General features: G+C 40.1%; 17 protein-coding genes and 1 pseudogene. 6 read left to right on the top strand and 12 right to left on the bottom strand.

Translation table 11 applies throughout. From position 1 onward, the window contains the following. Positions 1-6 precede the first annotated feature (6 nt). The 3 genes from ACFQZJ_RS09345 to ACFQZJ_RS09335 form a co-directional block, all read right to left on the bottom strand. Entirely contained in the window at positions 7-660 is a 654-nt protein-coding gene (locus ACFQZJ_RS09345) for a YggS family pyridoxal phosphate-dependent enzyme (protein ID WP_379934100.1), read from the bottom strand. A 70-nt stretch (positions 661-730) separates the two neighbouring features. Beyond that, a complete protein-coding gene (locus ACFQZJ_RS09340) occupies positions 731-1,624 on the bottom strand; it encodes a 3-hydroxyacyl-CoA dehydrogenase family protein (protein WP_379934099.1) in 894 nt (297 codons plus the stop codon). 90 nt (positions 1,625-1,714) lie between these two features. Continuing rightward, positions 1,715-2,695, bottom strand: a complete 981-nt coding sequence (locus tag ACFQZJ_RS09335; protein ID WP_379934429.1) for a Gfo/Idh/MocA family protein — start codon at positions 2,693-2,695, stop codon at positions 1,715-1,717. Between the two features lie 146 nt (positions 2,696-2,841). Between ACFQZJ_RS09335 and ACFQZJ_RS09330 the strand changes: the two genes are divergently transcribed. Continuing rightward, positions 2,842-3,483 carry a protein-L-isoaspartate(D-aspartate) O-methyltransferase gene (locus tag ACFQZJ_RS09330; protein ID WP_379934098.1) on the top strand — a complete coding sequence of 214 codons (642 nt, stop codon included), beginning with the start codon at positions 2,842-2,844 and terminating at the stop codon, positions 3,481-3,483. Positions 3,484-3,489: 6 nt separating this feature from the next. On the opposite strand, the gene smpB is transcribed toward ACFQZJ_RS09330, so the two are convergent. Continuing rightward, positions 3,490-3,951 carry an SsrA-binding protein SmpB gene (gene smpB, locus ACFQZJ_RS09325; protein WP_379934097.1) on the bottom strand — a complete coding sequence of 154 codons (462 nt, stop codon included), beginning with the start codon at positions 3,949-3,951 and terminating at the stop codon, positions 3,490-3,492. A 190-nt stretch (positions 3,952-4,141) separates the two neighbouring features. Here smpB and ACFQZJ_RS09320 point away from each other — a divergent pair, with 190 nt between their 5' ends. Beyond that, positions 4,142-4,891 carry a DUF6503 family protein gene (locus ACFQZJ_RS09320; protein WP_379934096.1) on the top strand — a complete coding sequence of 250 codons (750 nt, stop codon included), beginning with the start codon at positions 4,142-4,144 and terminating at the stop codon, positions 4,889-4,891. On the opposite strand, the gene ACFQZJ_RS09315 is transcribed toward ACFQZJ_RS09320, so the two are convergent. Next, positions 4,869-5,411: a SixA phosphatase family protein gene (locus ACFQZJ_RS09315; protein WP_379934095.1), complete on the bottom strand. Its 543-nt coding sequence runs from the start codon at positions 5,409-5,411 to the stop codon at positions 4,869-4,871. The two genes, ACFQZJ_RS09320 and ACFQZJ_RS09315, sit on opposite strands and share 23 nt — an antisense overlap. An 83-nt stretch (positions 5,412-5,494) precedes the next feature. Here ACFQZJ_RS09315 and ACFQZJ_RS09310 point away from each other — a divergent pair, with 83 nt between their 5' ends. From ACFQZJ_RS09310 to ACFQZJ_RS09300, 3 genes are all read left to right on the top strand, one after another. Beyond that, complete coding sequence (locus ACFQZJ_RS09310) at positions 5,495-7,258, top strand: PorP/SprF family type IX secretion system membrane protein (RefSeq protein WP_379934094.1); 1,764 nt, start codon at positions 5,495-5,497, stop codon at positions 7,256-7,258. A 204-nt stretch (positions 7,259-7,462) separates the two neighbouring features. Next, complete coding sequence (locus ACFQZJ_RS09305; RefSeq protein WP_379934093.1) at positions 7,463-8,281, top strand: mechanosensitive ion channel family protein; 819 nt, start codon at positions 7,463-7,465, stop codon at positions 8,279-8,281. A gap of 24 nt (positions 8,282-8,305) precedes the next feature. After that, complete coding sequence (locus ACFQZJ_RS09300) at positions 8,306-9,148, top strand: 1,4-dihydroxy-2-naphthoyl-CoA synthase (protein WP_379934092.1); 843 nt, start codon at positions 8,306-8,308, stop codon at positions 9,146-9,148. 267 nt (positions 9,149-9,415) lie between these two features. Here ACFQZJ_RS09300 and ACFQZJ_RS09295 read toward each other — a convergent pair. The 6 genes and pseudogenes from ACFQZJ_RS09295 to ACFQZJ_RS09270 form a co-directional block, all read right to left on the bottom strand. Beyond that, a pseudogene (locus ACFQZJ_RS09295) lies at positions 9,416-9,739 on the bottom strand (RidA family protein); the annotation flags it as partial. A 179-nt stretch (positions 9,740-9,918) separates the two neighbouring features. Further along, on the bottom strand, positions 9,919-10,803 hold the full coding sequence (locus ACFQZJ_RS09290) for a RidA family protein (protein WP_379934091.1): 885 nt from the start codon (positions 10,801-10,803) through the stop codon (positions 9,919-9,921). Positions 10,804-11,599: 796 nt separating this feature from the next. Continuing rightward, positions 11,600-12,118, bottom strand: a complete 519-nt coding sequence (locus ACFQZJ_RS09285) for a YceI family protein (RefSeq protein ID WP_379934089.1) — start codon at positions 12,116-12,118, stop codon at positions 11,600-11,602. 68 nt (positions 12,119-12,186) lie between these two features. Next, positions 12,187-13,086: a pirin family protein gene (locus ACFQZJ_RS09280; RefSeq protein WP_379934088.1), complete on the bottom strand. Its 900-nt coding sequence runs from the start codon at positions 13,084-13,086 to the stop codon at positions 12,187-12,189. A 97-nt stretch (positions 13,087-13,183) separates the two neighbouring features. Further along, entirely contained in the window at positions 13,184-14,059 is an 876-nt protein-coding gene (locus tag ACFQZJ_RS09275) for a helix-turn-helix domain-containing protein (RefSeq protein WP_379934087.1), read from the bottom strand. 33 nt (positions 14,060-14,092) lie between these two features. Further along, the gene (locus tag ACFQZJ_RS09270; protein ID WP_379934085.1) at positions 14,093-15,319 is read right to left on the bottom strand and encodes a serine hydrolase domain-containing protein; all 1,227 of its coding nucleotides are present in this window, start codon (positions 15,317-15,319) and stop codon (positions 14,093-14,095) included. Between the two features lie 153 nt (positions 15,320-15,472). Here ACFQZJ_RS09270 and ACFQZJ_RS09265 point away from each other — a divergent pair, with 153 nt between their 5' ends. Beyond that, a complete protein-coding gene (locus tag ACFQZJ_RS09265) occupies positions 15,473-16,348 on the top strand; it encodes a pirin family protein (protein WP_379934084.1) in 876 nt (291 codons plus the stop codon). On the opposite strand, the gene ACFQZJ_RS09260 is transcribed toward ACFQZJ_RS09265, so the two are convergent. After that, entirely contained in the window at positions 16,343-16,744 is a 402-nt protein-coding gene (locus tag ACFQZJ_RS09260) for a DUF2452 domain-containing protein (protein WP_379934081.1), read from the bottom strand. The genes ACFQZJ_RS09265 and ACFQZJ_RS09260 overlap by 6 nt on opposite strands. Positions 16,745-16,804: the final 60 nt, after the last annotated feature.

The raw sequence follows: 16,804 nt of genomic DNA, 5'->3' as shown, positions 1-16,804 counted from the left end.
ATCAATCTAATTTCTTGCACCAAAGATACTACTTCCTATACGTACCATCGTACTACCTTCTTCTATGGCTATGTGGTAATCCCCACTCATTCCTATCGAGAGGGTATCCACAGTTGATATTTTGGTATTTATAACGGCATATAGCTGCTTTATGGTTTTAAATTCCCTTCTTACCTGGTCTTGATCATTTGTAAAGGTGGCCATTCCCATAAGTCCCTTAACGCGCACATTTTTTAATCCTAAGAATTCGGGATTTTCAATAAGTAACAGCAACTCTTCCCTATCAAAACCAAATTTCGTGTCTTCCTCTGCAATATGCACCTGAAGTAAGCAGGGGATAGTACGGTCGTATTTCTTCGCTTGCTTGTCTATTTCCTTAAGGAGTTTTAAACTATCTACGCCATGAACCAGTGCTACATATTCTGCCATATACTTTACCTTGTTACGTTGTACATGACCAATCATGTGCCATTGGATGTCCTTGGGCATTTCTTCCCATTTCTGGGTCATTTCCTGAATTTTATTTTCTCCAAAGATGCGTTGCCCTGCTCGATAAGCTTCAAGCAGATCTGAAACGGGTTTGGTTTTGGATACCGCTACCAGGGTTACATGGTGGGGAATGGATTGCTGAATGTTCGCTAAGTTTTTTTGTATCGACATGTAATTATTTGAATCTACTCGTTAATAATTTGATTCCTATATGCCCGTGAACGGTGGCGCACGTTTTTCATTATCCCTTTAAAAACTGCGTGGACACTATTTCGGCTTTTTTATGTTCGCTGTAATCATAAAAACCTTCTCGGGATTTTACGCCCAGCTTACCGGCCATGACCATATTTACCAATAGGGGAGACGGTGCATATTTTGGATTTTTGAAACCATTGTACATTACGTTTAAAATAGAGAGACAAACATCCAGACCAATAAAATCGGCTAACTGTAATGGTCCCATGGGGTGTGCCATACCTAATTTCATAACGGTATCTATTTCTGTGACACCTGCTACCCCGTGTTGCAGGGTTTCTATGGCTTCGTTGATCATAGGCATGAGAATACGGTTGGCCACAAAACCAGGGTAATCGTTAACCTCGGTCGGGGTTTTTCCCAAGGTTTTAGCAAGTTCCATAACCGTAGTCGTTGTTTCATCAGAGGTACTGTACCCGCGTATAATTTCTACCAACTGCATTATGGGCACAGGATTCATAAAATGCATACCAATTACTTTTTCCGGTCTTGATGTTGCCGCGGCTATCTGCGTTATGGATATGGAGGATGTATTGGTAGCTAAGATTGTTCCGGCCTCACAAAGCGTATCTAAATCCTTAAAGATTTTCAGTTTTAGGTCGATATTCTCCGTGGCGGCCTCCACAACCAAGTCGGCCTGGGCCACACCTTCTTTTAAATTGGAAAACAGCTTGATATTACCAAGCGTAGAAGCCTTATCACTTTCCGATATTTTTTCTTTGACAACCATTCTGTCCAAATTTTTGGAAATGGTAGCGAATCCTTTATCCAGACTTACTTGTGAAACATCGATCAAGCGCACTGTAAAACCGGTTTGCGCAAAAACATGTGCAATACCATTTCCCATGGTGCCAGCACCTATTACCGCTATTTTTTTCATTTTATCCGTCTTTTTATCTTAACAGGGGAATCTTTAGTTTTCAACTATTCCCCGTAATTCTGTAGTATTCGTCGGTACACGGGAAAACTTTTATACCTGTACTTTGTTGTCCTCAAATGAAGCTATAATCTGTAAAGCTACTTTCAAGGCTTCCGTTCCTTGTTTGAGTGAGACTATAGGCGTAGTCTTATTGTTTATGGCATCGGCAAAAGCCTCCAATTCATCTAAAATGGCATTATTGGCCGCTATCGTTGGGTTTTCAAAATAAATCTGTTTTTTGACACCTTCCGCATTTTGCAGCACCATATCAAAATCACCAGGATTTTCCGGTGCATCCTTCATTTTTACCACCTCTACCTTTTTCTCCAAAAAATCGACCGATATGTAGGCATCCTTTTGGAAAAAGCGGGACTTACGCATGTTTTTTAAGGAAATTCTGCTTGCCGTTAGGTTCGCAACACAACCATTTTCAAACTCTAATCGTGCGTTTGCGATATCCGGAGATTGACTAATAACGGAAACACCACTGGCGTTTATCTGTTTAACTTTTGAGTTTACCACGCTTAGGATAGCATCGATATCATGAATCATTAAATCCAAGACCACTGGCACATCGGTACCTCTTGGATTAAACTCCGCTAACCGGTGCGTTTCAATGAACATGGGTTCTTGGATGGCATGTTTTACAGCGGTAAAAGCGGGATTAAATCGTTCCACATGTCCTACTTGACCCATTATGCCGAATTTGTCTTCTAGAACCAAGAGTTCTTCGGCTTCCGCCAAGGTGTTGGTGATCGGTTTTTCTATGAATATATGTTTTCCATGCTCCATTGCCTTTTTGGCGCATTCGTAATGGGAAAGTGTTGGTGTTACAATATCTACTACGTCAACGGAAGCGATCAACTCGTTCATATTATCAAAGTAGGTATATCCAAATTCCGAAGCTACTTTTTTACCATTGATGATGTCCGCGTCGTAAAATCCTATCAATTCATATTTGTTGGATTCTTGGAGCAATCTCAAATGGATTTTTCCTAGATGACCCGCTCCTAAAACACCTGCTTTCAACATGATTCTCTTTTTTTTCAAAAATACGCATAGTTTGGAAGTTAAGAGGAACGCCCTTAGCAAAATTCGAATTAATTGCCCACCTTTTTTTTATAGTGTTTCATTCGTACCGGGAACTTTGCTACATTTGAATTCCAAACCAACTACGATTGAAAGACACCTTAAAACACAGGGGAATGCGCAACCAATTAGCGCAGCTATTGATAGAAAAGGGAATAACGGACGCCAAGGTACTGGATGCCATCCGCGATATTCCAAGGCATTTGTTCATGGATAGCAGTTTTGAGGGACATGCTTACCAGGATAAAGCATTTCCCATTGCCGCTAACCAGACCATTTCCCAGCCCTATACAGTAGCTTTTCAAACGCAATTATTGGAATTGAAACCAAGCATGCACGTCTTGGAGATTGGCACTGGCAGTGGTTATCAAACAGCGGTGCTATTAAAATGTAGGGCTAAGGTTTTTACGATAGAAAGACAGTTGGAACTCTTTAAAAAAACAAGTCTTTTCTTTAAGAAAATGGGCTATCGACCAAAGAAAACTATTTTTGGCGATGGATACAAAGGCCTACCTAAAGATGCTCCCTTTGATAGGATAATTGTAACCGCTGGAGCGCCAGAAGTACCAAAGGCCTTATTATCGCAGTTAAAAGTAGGTGGGAGGTTGGTTATTCCTGTTGGATTCGAGGAGCAGATTATGACCCTTTATGTGAGAACCACGGAAAAGGAGTTTACGAAAGAGGAATTTGGTTCCTTTAAATTCGTGCCCTTATTGGAAGATAAAAACTAGAGCTCCCTAATTATTGAAACTCTTTTTAATCCGCGCTAAATCCCGTTTATTGTCGCGGTCTTTCATGGTTTCTCGCTTGTCATAGAGTTTCTTGCCCTTGGCCAACGCTATCTGTATTTTTGCCAGTCCACGGTCGTTTATAAAGAGCGTCAAAGGCACAATGGTCAACCCGGATGCCACTACTTGTTTTTGCAATTTTTTTAGTTCCCTTTTTTGCAATAATAGTTTTCGCTGGGCTTTGGGTTTATGATTGTAATGGGATGCATGGGAATATTCATCGATCTGCATGTTGATGACAAAAAGCTCACCACGGTCGTTAAATTCACAAAAACTTTCCGAAATAGAGGCCCTACCATACCTCAGGGACTTAATTTCGGTACCGCCCAAAACGATACCGGCCGTATATTTGTCCAACAGTTCGTACTCGAACCTTGCTTTTTTATTTTTTATATTGATGTTCTTCTGCATACACTACAAAAATAAGCACAATTAAATAATCCACTTTACTTTTGCAACGAATTAAAGTGCTTCATTTGTAATGAAACTAGTGTATTTACGAATAAGTATAAAAATAGGTGCCAAAATGGTTATCTTAACAATAGATTCAACTAGTTTATTGATATTACCAAGTTTTTAAATAGAAAATAAAAGGAAACAAATGAACAAAGGGTATTGGTTGCTTGCATTGCTATTGATAACGGCATGCAATGAAAAAACGAAGGAACCTACGGCACAGGAAATCGTTGATAGAAGTATTTTGGTTTCTGGCGGGGAGAATTACCGTGCAAGCGATATTTCTTTTCGCTTTCGCGATATGGTATATACGGCATCAGGTTTTGGAAACAATAGGGTCCTTACACGTAGTTTTCAAAAAGACAGTGCTCATATCAAAGATGTGAGGACACCAAAAGACTTTAAGCGCTATGTAAACGATAGCCTTGTTGTCCTTTCCGATTCCTTAGCCAATGTTTACTCAAATTCGGTAAACTCGGTACATTATTTCGCTTATTTACCGTATGGTTTAAACGATGCGGCGGTAAACAAAAAGTATTTAGGGAAAGTGCGTTTGAACGAGAAGGAATATTACAAAGTAGAAATTACATTCGACCAAGAGGGTGGTGGGGATGATTTTGATGATGTTTATGTTTACTGGTTCAATTCAAAAACTTTTAATCCAGATTATTTGGCCTATGAATTTCAAGTAGATGGCGGGGGGCAGCGGTTTAGAAAAGCCTTTAACGAAAGAGTAGTAGGCGGTATACGGTTTGTAGATTACCAAAATTATAAGAACACGCAACTGGACAGATCTATTCATGACATAGACGAACTGTACGAATCGAATGCGCTAAACCTGCTATCCGAAATTAAGTTAGAGGATATAAGCGTTAATCCGGGCAATTACAATTAAAGGTCAGTTTAGAATCGGTAGCAACATTATTTACGATTTTCACAATAAATAGCGCACCGTTTTCGCTGTCGTCCAAGGCTTCGTACTTCTCTTCGCCCAAAAGCATATTCACCATTTGTGGCGTTGTATTGCTATGGCCAACTATCAAAATATTTTTATTTAGATTATCGGTTTTTAACTGATCTATATTCAAAGTTCTTGGGTCGTAGTATTGAACGTCTATGTTGTTTTTTACCGATATAGGTGCTGCCGTCATCGAAGTTCTAAAGTAGTCTGTAGAATAAATGGCATCAATATTTGCATCTTTAAGCACTTCGGCCCAATGCATGGCGCGTCCCAATCCTTTTTGGTTTAGTTCAGGGTCAACATCGTCCGGGTTAGTTCTATCTTTTTCCGCATGGCGAATGAGGTAGAAGGTTGTAATTCCGCTATCCGCCTTTATGATGGTAACAGGTTGCTCTTCCTTACAGGATTGTAAGAAAATAAATCCTGTAAGTAGCATTAGTTTTAGAAATTTCATTGTTGTACTATTGTTTGGTAGATATAAAACTAAAAATACTGGAAAATAGTACGTTCAATAGTCTATTTTTTGTTTTTTTGCATATGAAAAATTTTTGTGGGGCACTTCTTATTGGTTTTGTAGTTTTTGGTCTTCATGGACAAAACACGCCTTTACCCAACGATTTTAGGCAGCAAAACATTACGGAATACAACTCCAGTCTTTTAAATCCGGCCTATGCCATAGACCGTAACAACCCCACTTCTGCGGCCCTATGGGCACGATGGCAATGGCAGACCTTCGATGCGGATCCCACATCCGTCTTCTTCAATTATACGCATAAACTAAACGGTGAATCGGCTCTTGGAGGCGCATTTTTTCAAAATAACACAGGCGTTTTTATTAATACCGGTGGAGCGCTCAATTATGCTTATGCTATAGATTTTAGCCCAAAAGTGAGACTGGGCATAGGGCTTAACTTTTTTGTATTCCAGCAAAAATTGGCAGATGACCGATTTTTTCAACCCAACCCCATACAAAGAACACCTGAAAATGACATGGTGTTGCAAATGGCTCCCGGATTAAATCTGAGAGTTGATAAATTTAATATCGGTTTTGTGTCCGAGAACATGTTCGACTATAATTTAGGTACAAATCAGCGCAATACCAGTCCGTCCGATAGAATGTTCTTTGGAATGGCTAGTTATGATATTCCAATGGAAATGTTTAATACAGATGGAAAATCTTATTTACGTCCCGCGGTTTATTTTAAATCTATTCCAGGATTCGACACGCAGTTTGGCTTCAATTCTATACTAAGCAATGAAAAATTTTGGGCGCAAGCGGGTTACAATTCCTTCTACGGCATTTCCGGAGGGGCCGGAGGACGGTTCTTTAAACGCTTCTCGTTTGGGGCCTTAGTTGAATTTGGCACGAGTCCCGAGTTAAGTGGAACCGACCCAACCTTTGAACTGGTAACATCGTACCGGTTTGATAGTAAGACCAAACCAGAGGCACCGCAGGAAGAATTACTAGCTGCACAAGAGAAAGAGCGTTTAGCGAAGGAAGAAAGGGAACTTTTGGCAGAGCAAGAGAAAGAGCTCTTAGCTGTGAAAGAAAAAGAACTTTTAGCTGAGCAAGAGAAAGAAGCCCTCTTAGAAAAAGAAAAGGAACTTTTGGCAGAACAGGTTAAAGAGGATTCGTTAAAAGAGGCCGTTAAAATTTCCGATCAACTTACCGAACAAGAACTAAAGGCGCAAGAACGACTGGATAAAGAAAAAGCGAGGAAGTACAAGGATTCCGTGCGGCAATCGTCCAAAAATTCAGATGTGGCGACCAAGGTATCCAAACGTGAGCTTAAACGCCGAGCGGATTCTATTGCTAGGGCAAATGAAGCCCTGGCATACCAAGAAATGATCGCGTTAAAAAAACAGCAGCGACAAGATTCCATAGCAGCGGTTACCAAAGCACGTGAAGAGGCCATTGCCCAGAATTTAAAGCGACAACAAGATTCCATAGCAGCAGTAGCCGAGGCAAAAGCAGAAGCTGAGCGTTTGGCCTTAAAGAACGAAGTCGTAAAGCCAAAAGCGGGCGAACGTTACGAAGAGGTAACCAAGGAGGGGAATTTAGCTCCGGGCTATTACCTTATTGCCAATGTTTTTGGAACCAAACGTTATTTTGATGCCTTTATGGCCGATATGAAAAAACGAGGTATAAACGCTGGTTCCTTCTACAGGGAAGCCAATAAGTACAACTACGTATACCTGGGTCGCTACACATCTATAAAAGATGCTCGACAAGCTAGGGAATCCAAATTGGACGGGAAGTATCAAGAAAAAACATGGATCTTTAGGGTCACTGGAGAATAACCATGGAAACCTGAAGTTTTCAGAAGGTCATTAAAAGGTGTTGGGCGGGGAAATGGCAACGGTTCAAATAGTTGTTCCAAAAAGCCGCTATATGTCATAAGCAAGAATGCATAAATAATTGCCCCGTAGGCTAATGGATTACGGGGTTTTTTATTTTAATTCGATTTAGTGCCTTATTTTTGCACCACACTAAGTACACTGGCCATGGATAAAGTTGAACACTACACACAGCTTATAATAGACAATGTTATTTCTTTTGCACCAAGGGTATTTGCAGCAATTTTGGTGTTATGGATCGGATTTAAACTACTTAAAAAGCTGGATCGCTTATTGTCCAAAAGTTTAGAGCGGCTACATATTTCGGATACAATGCGGCCTTTTATCATTTCGTTGGTCGCCACAGTACTTAAGATTATATTGGTATTGATCGCTGTATCCATTATAGGCGTAGAGCTTTCCGGGTTGGTGACCATCGTTGCTGCCATGGGTTTTGCGATCGGACTATCACTACAGGGGAGCTTGGGGAATTTTGCCTCTGGTATCTTGATTCTATTTCTAAAGCCTTACAAGGTACACGATTGGATACAAGTCGATGATAAATTCGGAAAGGTGGAGGAAATTGGCATTTTCAACACGATACTGATTACGCCCGGAAACAAAACGCTCATTGTCCCCAATGCCAAGATCACGGATGGTGTAGTCACCAACTTTTCTAAAAAAGGCTTGGTGCGCTTAGAGCTTAATGCACACATTCCCTATGCCGAGGATTTCCCCAAGGTACAGGAAATGATTACGAAGGCCTTGGCGAACACTCCCTTGGTCCTGAACGATCCACCTGCCGAAATAGGAATCGAAAATTTCGATAGTCACAATATCATACTAGCAATACGGCCCTATGTATTACCGGATAATTACTGGGAGGCTACATTTGAGGCACATAGGGCGGTAAAGCACGCGTTTCACGAAAATAATATTCGGGTAGCCTATTCCGAGGGAATTGAGTTGGGCAGTATAGGAAAGTAATAATGCCAAATTAAAAATAATACTATGAGAAGTCCAAACTGGAAAACAGCGATTGAATTTGAGGATATCACCTATAAGAAATGTGATGGGGTCGCCCGTATAGCTTTCAATAGGCCCAATGTGCGAAATGCCTTTAGACCCAATACCACAAGTGAATTGATCAAAGCATTTTATGATGCACAAGAAGACACTTCCATCGGAGTGGTATTGTTATCCGCTGAGGGGCCTTCTACAAAAGACGGTATTTGGTCTTTCTGCAGTGGTGGGGACCAAAAGGCTAGGGGAGAGAAGGGATACGTTGGTCAAGATGGCCAACATCGTTTAAATATCTTAGAGGTGCAACGAATGATTCGTTTTATGCCCAAAGTCGTCATCGCGGTTGTTCCCGGTTGGGCCGTTGGTGGTGGACATAGTCTGCACGTAGTTTGCGACATGACCTTGGCGAGCAAGGAACATGCGATCTTTAAACAGACCGATGCCGATGTAACCAGTTTTGACGGTGGTTACGGATCTGCCTATTTGGCAAAAATGGTAGGACAGAAAAAAGCACGTGAAATTTTCTTTTTAGGGCGTAATTATTCCGCACAGGAAGCCTTTGAGATGGGTATGGTCAACGCCGTGATATCGCATGACGAATTGGAAGACACCGCTTTCCAATGGGCACGGGAAGTATTGGAAAAATCCCCAACCTCCATAAAAATGCTAAAGTTCGCCATGAACCTAACCGATGACGGTATGGTAGGGCAGCAAGTGTTTGCAGGAGAGGCTACGCGTCTGGCCTATATGACGGAAGAAGCCAAAGAGGGTAGGAACGCCTTCTTGGAAAAGCGGAAACCCAATTTTGGCACCGATAATTGGTTGCCCTAGCATGTATGTATAATGAGCTTTCAAGTGCCAGATACGTATTCCGCATAATATCCAAGTTATGGTTATACTAGTGGATTTGATTTATTTACATTTAAGAATTAATTGTGCACGGTTTGCTTGTTTCGTGGATGGTTCATAGCATCGAAATAGGCCGATAATAAATCCTTGCCCCGATAAGCTACCGTAACCCACTAAAAAAGGAGATTCGCTTATGATAGGCAGGAAAAAAAAGAGTGTTGGAGACAGGAGAAATTTTCGACAGTATCCTTATTTTGCAGCAACCCCCTCAATTTCCAGTAACCAATTTTCATTATAAATACCTGTTATTATGATTGTCATAGCAAGTTTTATGTCTAACAATTTTCTGTTTCTATATTGAGCCATTTCGCTTAAATACATTCTATCCGACACAAAAAAGGTAACCTTTATAAGGTTTTCTGCAGTCATCCCGGCTTTTGCTAATTGTTTTTCAACATTAGACCAAGCTATTTCACATTGTTCTTTAATATCGTCAGGCACCTTATCATCAGCAGTCACCGGAATTTGACCGCTTATAAATAATAATTCAGAATAGTCGGAAATTTTTACTGCCTCCGAGTAAGTCCAATTAGGTTCACCTCAAATTTTTTGTTTTTTAAACTGTTTGTCCCCAGTTTCTTGACCAAAGACTGTATTGGACAACGTGGCGAGTACCAGTATAAAAAAATGACCCCTGTAAATTTTTGTGATATTTTTCATTATATACAGTACTTAATAACGTGGTATTGCTTTCATTTAACAAGAACAGCTGTTCCTGACAATTCAATTTTTTTCTCCCTACTGTAAAGAGAAGAAATTCCAATAAATACATTTGGAGGCATTTTCATGTCCCCATAAAGTTTTTTACGAACCCTAAAAAACATATCTAAATCCTTATCCGGATCATAATCTACAATATAAATTTTCATGTCTACCAAATCGGCAAAGGTGGCTCCCGCCTGTGCCAATCTTTTCTCAATTGCTTTGTAAGCGGTCTCTAGCTGTTCCTCTTTAGTGTTTCCGGTACCAACCTGACCAGCTATATATATCGTTTTAAAATTTTCGTGTTCAACGGATACAACATTGGTTAAGGCTGTAATGGGATCAATATATTCCTTAGTGATTTTTTCAGCTTTTATTTGATTTTCATTGGCTACGGCAGCGGGTAGGAGAATATCCTCAAAGTACTTCTTCCATTTTCCATCCTTAAAAGATTCACCATATTCGTGAAACTCCCCATTATCCGTTTTTTCAAAAATCAATCTATTCTCGGGATTAAAATAGACTATAAATCTACCATCTTCTAATTTTCCCTTGTACTTGCCTCCACCAGTTTTGCTATAGGGCTGGTAATAATAACAGGTATCCTTTTTACTATAGGTAATGAGTGTATGTAATTCGATATTTGCAGATACCACATCTAGAGTTATTATATTTCCGTTCATGATGTAGTTTACACTTTCCCTTACTTTTACACTAGTAGTATCGTTTGCCTTGAAAGTGCTAGAAATGCCTGACCAGTTTCCCATTAAAAAGGATAGTTTGGCCAACTCTTTTTTTTCTTCTTCTTGGGCTAAAAGCAGATTAAAGAATAATAGGAATACTATCCCTAAAGTACTGGTTTTTAATTGTTTCATTTTATGAATGTTCTGTTACCGTTTTGTCCTGTATAAATACAAACGGTTAAAATTGATTTTATGTTAATTTAGATACCATATACCTGGTATTTTATTCGTCTAAAGATAATTGTAATCCGATAGCGAGGTGTAAAGTAATTGTAATTTTTTCGGTAAGCATTTGTGTTTTCATAATTGACAGTAATTTAATACTTAATTATTTAAACAACCCATTTCAAGAAACTACGCGTTTTTTCAAAATAGCGGTTAGGTGTGCAAAAACATCATACTATTTTATTTTTTTACGTACCGAATATATCTAAAATCACCTCAACTATCGCGTTCATTACATTTTGGCCGTTTACAAACCAAAACAAAGGTTGAATTTGCACTAACAGAAAGGAAGTGGTCTTTACGCTGTTGTCCGCTTAGGAATCCAATATTTCCATAAACTAAAAAGAGTCCAATCTGTGAGGACCGGACTCTTTTACGAGAACACTATATGAAAATGAAAAAAATTAATTCGTTTTTATTACACTGTAAAAGTACTACCAAGTCCCAGATTTTAGAAACTATTGTTGTGAGCCAAGGGAAATTTGTGGTGTAGGCGACAAAAGACATTTTTTACCGTTCAATAACGACCAAAATGGATATCATATAGCATTAATTATTCTTTTTAACTACTGGTAAAATAGTGCATAAAGAAACGGTTTGGATAGCGAACCAAACCGTTTTATTATTTTATTAGCTATCAGCTAATCTATTTTGGTCGGTAGTAACCAAGAGGTACCATCCGCCTAAAACTTGGAATCATCACTTAGGACTCCTTTATGAACTGTAAGTCAATTGCCATCTGTATGGTATCGCTTACAACGATGCTACCAGCCTCGGTAACCGCACTCCATGTTAAACCAAAATCCTTACGGTTAACTTTTCCAGAAATTTCGAATCCTGCTTTGGTCTGTCCGTATGGGTCAACCGCCACCCCGTTAAAATCCATATCCAAGCTCACTTCTTTGGTTACATCCTTGATCGTTAAATCACCTACAAGGGTTTCCCCATCGTACGACTTGGATGTAAATCGCATTTCAGGATATGCATCGGCATTAAAAAAATCTTCCGACTTTAAATGTGCATCCCTATCCTTGTTCCTTGTATTAATGCCATCTATTTTAGCGGTAAACCCAAATTTTGCATTTGTAAAGTCATCGCTTTCCGCTGTTACGGTGGCATTAAAATCTTCAAAAGCGCCTTTTACGGTAGAAATCATCATGTGCTTTACTTTAAAGCCTATTTCTGAATGTGCCGCGTCTACGTTCCATGTTGTTGTTGCCATATCTTTCTTATTTATGTATGATTTGATAATTAAAATTGTTGTTATATTTCTGTTTCTCTTTAGTGGGTTTAGTTCAATTGCATAGGCACTTCCATCAAAAGGATTTCCGTATCGCTATCCGCTTTTATGTCCAGCGATTCTACATCCCAAATGCCAAAACCATCCCTTTCGTTAAGGGCTTGGCCGTTAATGCTGGCATTCCCTTTTAAAATAAAGGCGTAAACCCCGTTGTTTTCGGTGTCGTTTAAGTGGTATTGTACTTCATTGCCGTCATCGAGATTGGTCATGTTAAACCAAGCATTTTGGTGTATCCATACTCCGTCATCATCCGCATTGGGCGAAAGTACCTGCTGTAATTTGTTTTTGCGATCTGCCGTGTTCAAGGTAATTTGGTCGTAACGAGGCGTTACGTTCCGCTTGTTGGGCATTACCCAAATCTGTAAAAACTTTACAGGATGTTCGGGACTATTATTATATTCCGAATGCATAACCCCGGTACCGGCACTCATTACTTGTATATCTCCGGATTTTATGACGGTTTCGTTCCCCATATTATCCTGATGTTTTAAGTCGCCTTCCAATGGAATGGAAACAATTTCCATATCCCTATGGGGGTGTGCTCCAAAACCTCTGCTCTCCGAGACGGTGTCATCGTTCAATACACGTAATACGCCGAAATTCATACGTTCCGGGTTGTGGTAATTGGCAAAGCTAAAGGTGTGTTTGGAATGTAACCAACCGTGATTTGCGTCTCCTCTTGTGTCTGCTTTGTGAAGTATTGTATTCATAGTTTTTGTTTCTTTATTCGGTAAGTGATTATAACCTACCTGATTTGTATCAAATGATCTGTTCGATTTTTTATGTTCCGCAGGTTCAGGTTTTTGTATGGTTTTGGCCTTGGCGGAAACCCCGAGCAAAGCGGCCATACTTCCTGTCAATGCGTTTTTTAAAAAGTCCTTACGTTTCATTTCGTTTTCTTTACAGTGCAAAGATGCGATGAAACAGAAGCTTATGGAATATGAAAAAAAGGGGTAAACGTATAAAAATCCGATATCCTAACCCTAGTTAGGCACTAATCTCGTTTTTCTTGAAGTTGGAAGGGGATAATTGTGTCTGTTTTTTAAAAAACGCACTAAAATTTCCAGGTTCGTTGAAACCTAGTTCGTAAGCAATTTCCTTGTTTGACTCATCCGTGAAATAGAGCAATCTTTTTGCCTCGGTAATGATTCTTGCCTGTATATACTCTTTAGCTGTCTTTCCAATTTTAGACTTAACTGTCCGGTTTAGATGGTCCGGGGTAATATGAAGTTCATTTGCGTAGTAGGTGGTGGAATGTTCTTTCTTGTACTTGTTATCCACCTCTTTTTTAAAAGCCCTGATGAGATTATCAGCAGAACTATCTCCCTCGAAAGCTACCGGATTTATGGCACAGATATTATTACATTCAATAAGCAGCAGTTTTAAAAAGGCACCAATGGATAATTGTTTCATGTTAGCGGTACTGTGGTACAGTTCGAAAATACTATTGGCGAAATTTTCAATATTGTTGAACTGATCTGGTTCTGGAAGTAAAGGCGGACTTTGTCCGTAGTTATGAAAAAGGTTAAGACTATCTATAAACGATAGGGGTATGGAACTTTCTACCAAAAACTGGTTGGAGAATGTCATCACAAAACCAAAGGATTGCTCGTTTTCTATCACCTGGTGTACCTGCCCTGGCGCAACGAAATATATTTGCCGCGGCGATAACGTATAGGTATTAAAGTCGATTTTATGTTGTCCTTCTGCTTTTTTCACAATCAAAACCGTAAAATAATTATGCCGGTGCGGTTCGTCTACCTTTCCCTTATGCTTTGCATATAGATCTTCCATTCTAGATACGGCAAAGCTTACCTTGTCCTCTTTGGCATTTACTTTTTGATAGGTCTTAAAAGTGTTCATTGGTTTTTTCTTGTGATACTATCATTTTCCTTGCTACTCAATGGCTGCACAAATCTCCTTCAAAAAAACGTTGACATCGAACTCCGGGTCTTCGGCCAAACCTGTGCGCACCACGACCAGATCTTTGGAAGGGATTACAAATACATACTGACCTTGATAACCATTGGCGGAATACATATCCTTGGGCACATCGGGGAACTTACCGCCGGAATTCAACCAAAAATGGGCTCCATAGACACCATCTGAATGTGCGGTGGGCTCGGTTATATAATCTATCCAACTTTCCGAGAAGATACGTTCGCCGTTCCATAGGCCTTTGTTTAGGTACAAAAGTCCGAATTTTGCCCAATCACGCGTATTTGCCCATCCATAGGAAGACCCCACAAAATTACCTTCCATATCCGTTTCCAAAAGCATGGAGTGCATACCTATCTTATCGATTAATTGAGTGTAGGGGTAATCCAAATAGGCTTGGTGGGTCGGGAACTGATCTCGCAGAATTCCGGAAAGAAGGTTACTTGTGCCCGAAGAATAGTTCCATATCTCGGTAGGCGCTGCAACAGGCTGTTTAACCGCTTGTGCCCTAGTCATATCGGCATCCAAAAAGAGCATTTTGGTCACGTCAGAAATCTTAGTGTAATCCTCTTCCCAGGCCAAGCCACTCTGCATGCGCAACAAATGATTTAAGGTGATGCCAATTTTGGTGTTCTTCATACGTATGTCATCCGCAAAGGGCCTGTAATCCATTTTTATCTTGCCCTCGTGTTCCAGAATACCATACAAGGTGGCCAAGACACTTTTGGTCATGGACCAACCTAAAATGGGTGTTTCGGCAGAAAAGCCTTCGATATAGCTCTCTGCTATAATTTCATTTTTGTAGGCAACAAGAACCGTTCTGGTCTTTTGTGTTTCGTAGTCGCTAAAGGCATTGCTAAGGGCCTGTTCCAATTTTTTGTAATCCACATTATTGAAAATGGTATCCTTTTTACCATTATTACCATACGGGAAGGGCTTATTGTTCCGTAATCGAGTTCGCTTTGGTCTTAACAACGGTTTACTTTTGTCATACGCATCCGTAATTAATACGCACCCCAATCCTTCGCGGCATACACTTTCTCTTTGCATAAGCCCGTATACCGAGCTAAATACCGAAGTCTCCGAAGCTTTGTCCAATTTTGCCAGTTTAACCAAAGGAACGTTATTATCCATTTCGGCAATATCCGAGAACATTCGCTTGGCTATGAAATGGTTAGATGCCATATTTTTTGAATAGTAACCGGAAATGAGATTTAATTTGGGGTAGTTTTTCCAGACTAAAAATCCGACTATAGCGAGTATTACGGGGAGAACTAATCTTAGTTTTTTCAATGTGATTTACGTTATCATTTTTGTAAATTTAGCAAAAACAAAGTGATGTCGAACATTGGATTGATAATAGCGGAACGCAGCAGGGATATTGGTGATTTTTTAGTGGGCAGACTTATTCCGTTTCGGAAAAAACGCATGATAGGCCCCTTTATCTTTATAGACCACATGGGTCCCACAAAGTTGGGCCCCACTACTTATATGGATGTAGACCAACACCCGCATATAGGCCTATCTACCCTTACCTATATGTTGGAAGGTGAACTGCAGCACGAGGATAGTATAGGAACAAAACAGTTGATCAAACCTGGTTCGGTAAATTGGATGGTGGCCGGTAAAGGGGTTTCCCATACCGAACGTACGCCCAGTTATCTTAGAAACGGAAATCAGTTTACGGCGCACGGCTATCAAATTTGGGTAGCCTTGCCCAAGGAGTTGGAAGATATGGCACCGGAATTTCACCATATTGCGGCCAACAGTTTACCCTCTTGGCAAGATGATGCCGCCAGTTTTACCTTAGTTGCGGGCGAGGGTTATGGAAGAAAATCTCCCGTGCCCGTGCATTCCCCACTATTTATGGTAGAGGTTAAAACAACAGAAAAATATAGTTTAAATACCTTGGACAACCTCAAAGGGGAAATAGGTATCTGTATCGTAGAAGGAAGTATTGAGGCCTGCGGTGAAGTGGTTGAAAAAGGAAATATTCTGGTCAGTAAAGTCACGGATACCTGTAAAACCATTGTTCATGCCAATACCCATGTATTGCTTTTTGGCGGTGAACCCTTGCCAGAAGAGCGACATATCTATTGGAATTTTGTCTCGCACGACAAAGAAAAAATAGAAAAAGCAAAATCCTCTTGGAAAGCAAAGACATTTCCTATGATGGACGACGATACCAGTTACGTGCCCTTACCGGGCCTATAGTTTTTCCCAAGTTCTGTTAGGCCCTAAAAGGAAACTACCCAAATACTCAAACGTACATTCATTGGGAAGGATTAAGGACAAAAAAGTACTCTCGTCCTTGGAGCGGTATAAATGATAGGTTTTTCCAACGATGGGCTCAAAACTAAACTTGGCGCTGTACACCAAATTGTTCAGTTCAAAATCCTTCATCAACCGCTTATAATCTTCTTGTATAGCCTCGTATTGCGCTTTAAATTGATTATTGGCGCTAACAATATTGGTATTTTTCCATGAGGTTACGTCCGGAGGAGTAATTTTTGGCGCGGCAACACCACTTGCATAGGGTAACAGTTTGCCGTTGTAGGATTGGGTCTCCTCATCAAAAACGATGTAATCTGGTTTTTTTTCTTTTTTCATAGCAGTACAAAATTAAGGAAAACCGAGGAATTACGAACCGTATACTAGGTGTAAGAACAG

The sequence above is a fragment of the Maribacter chungangensis genome (assembly GCF_042676845.1).
GTDB classification, from domain to species: Bacteria; Bacteroidota; Bacteroidia; order Flavobacteriales; family Flavobacteriaceae; genus Maribacter; species Maribacter chungangensis.
This window is presented reverse-complemented; position numbering and strand designations above follow the sequence as displayed.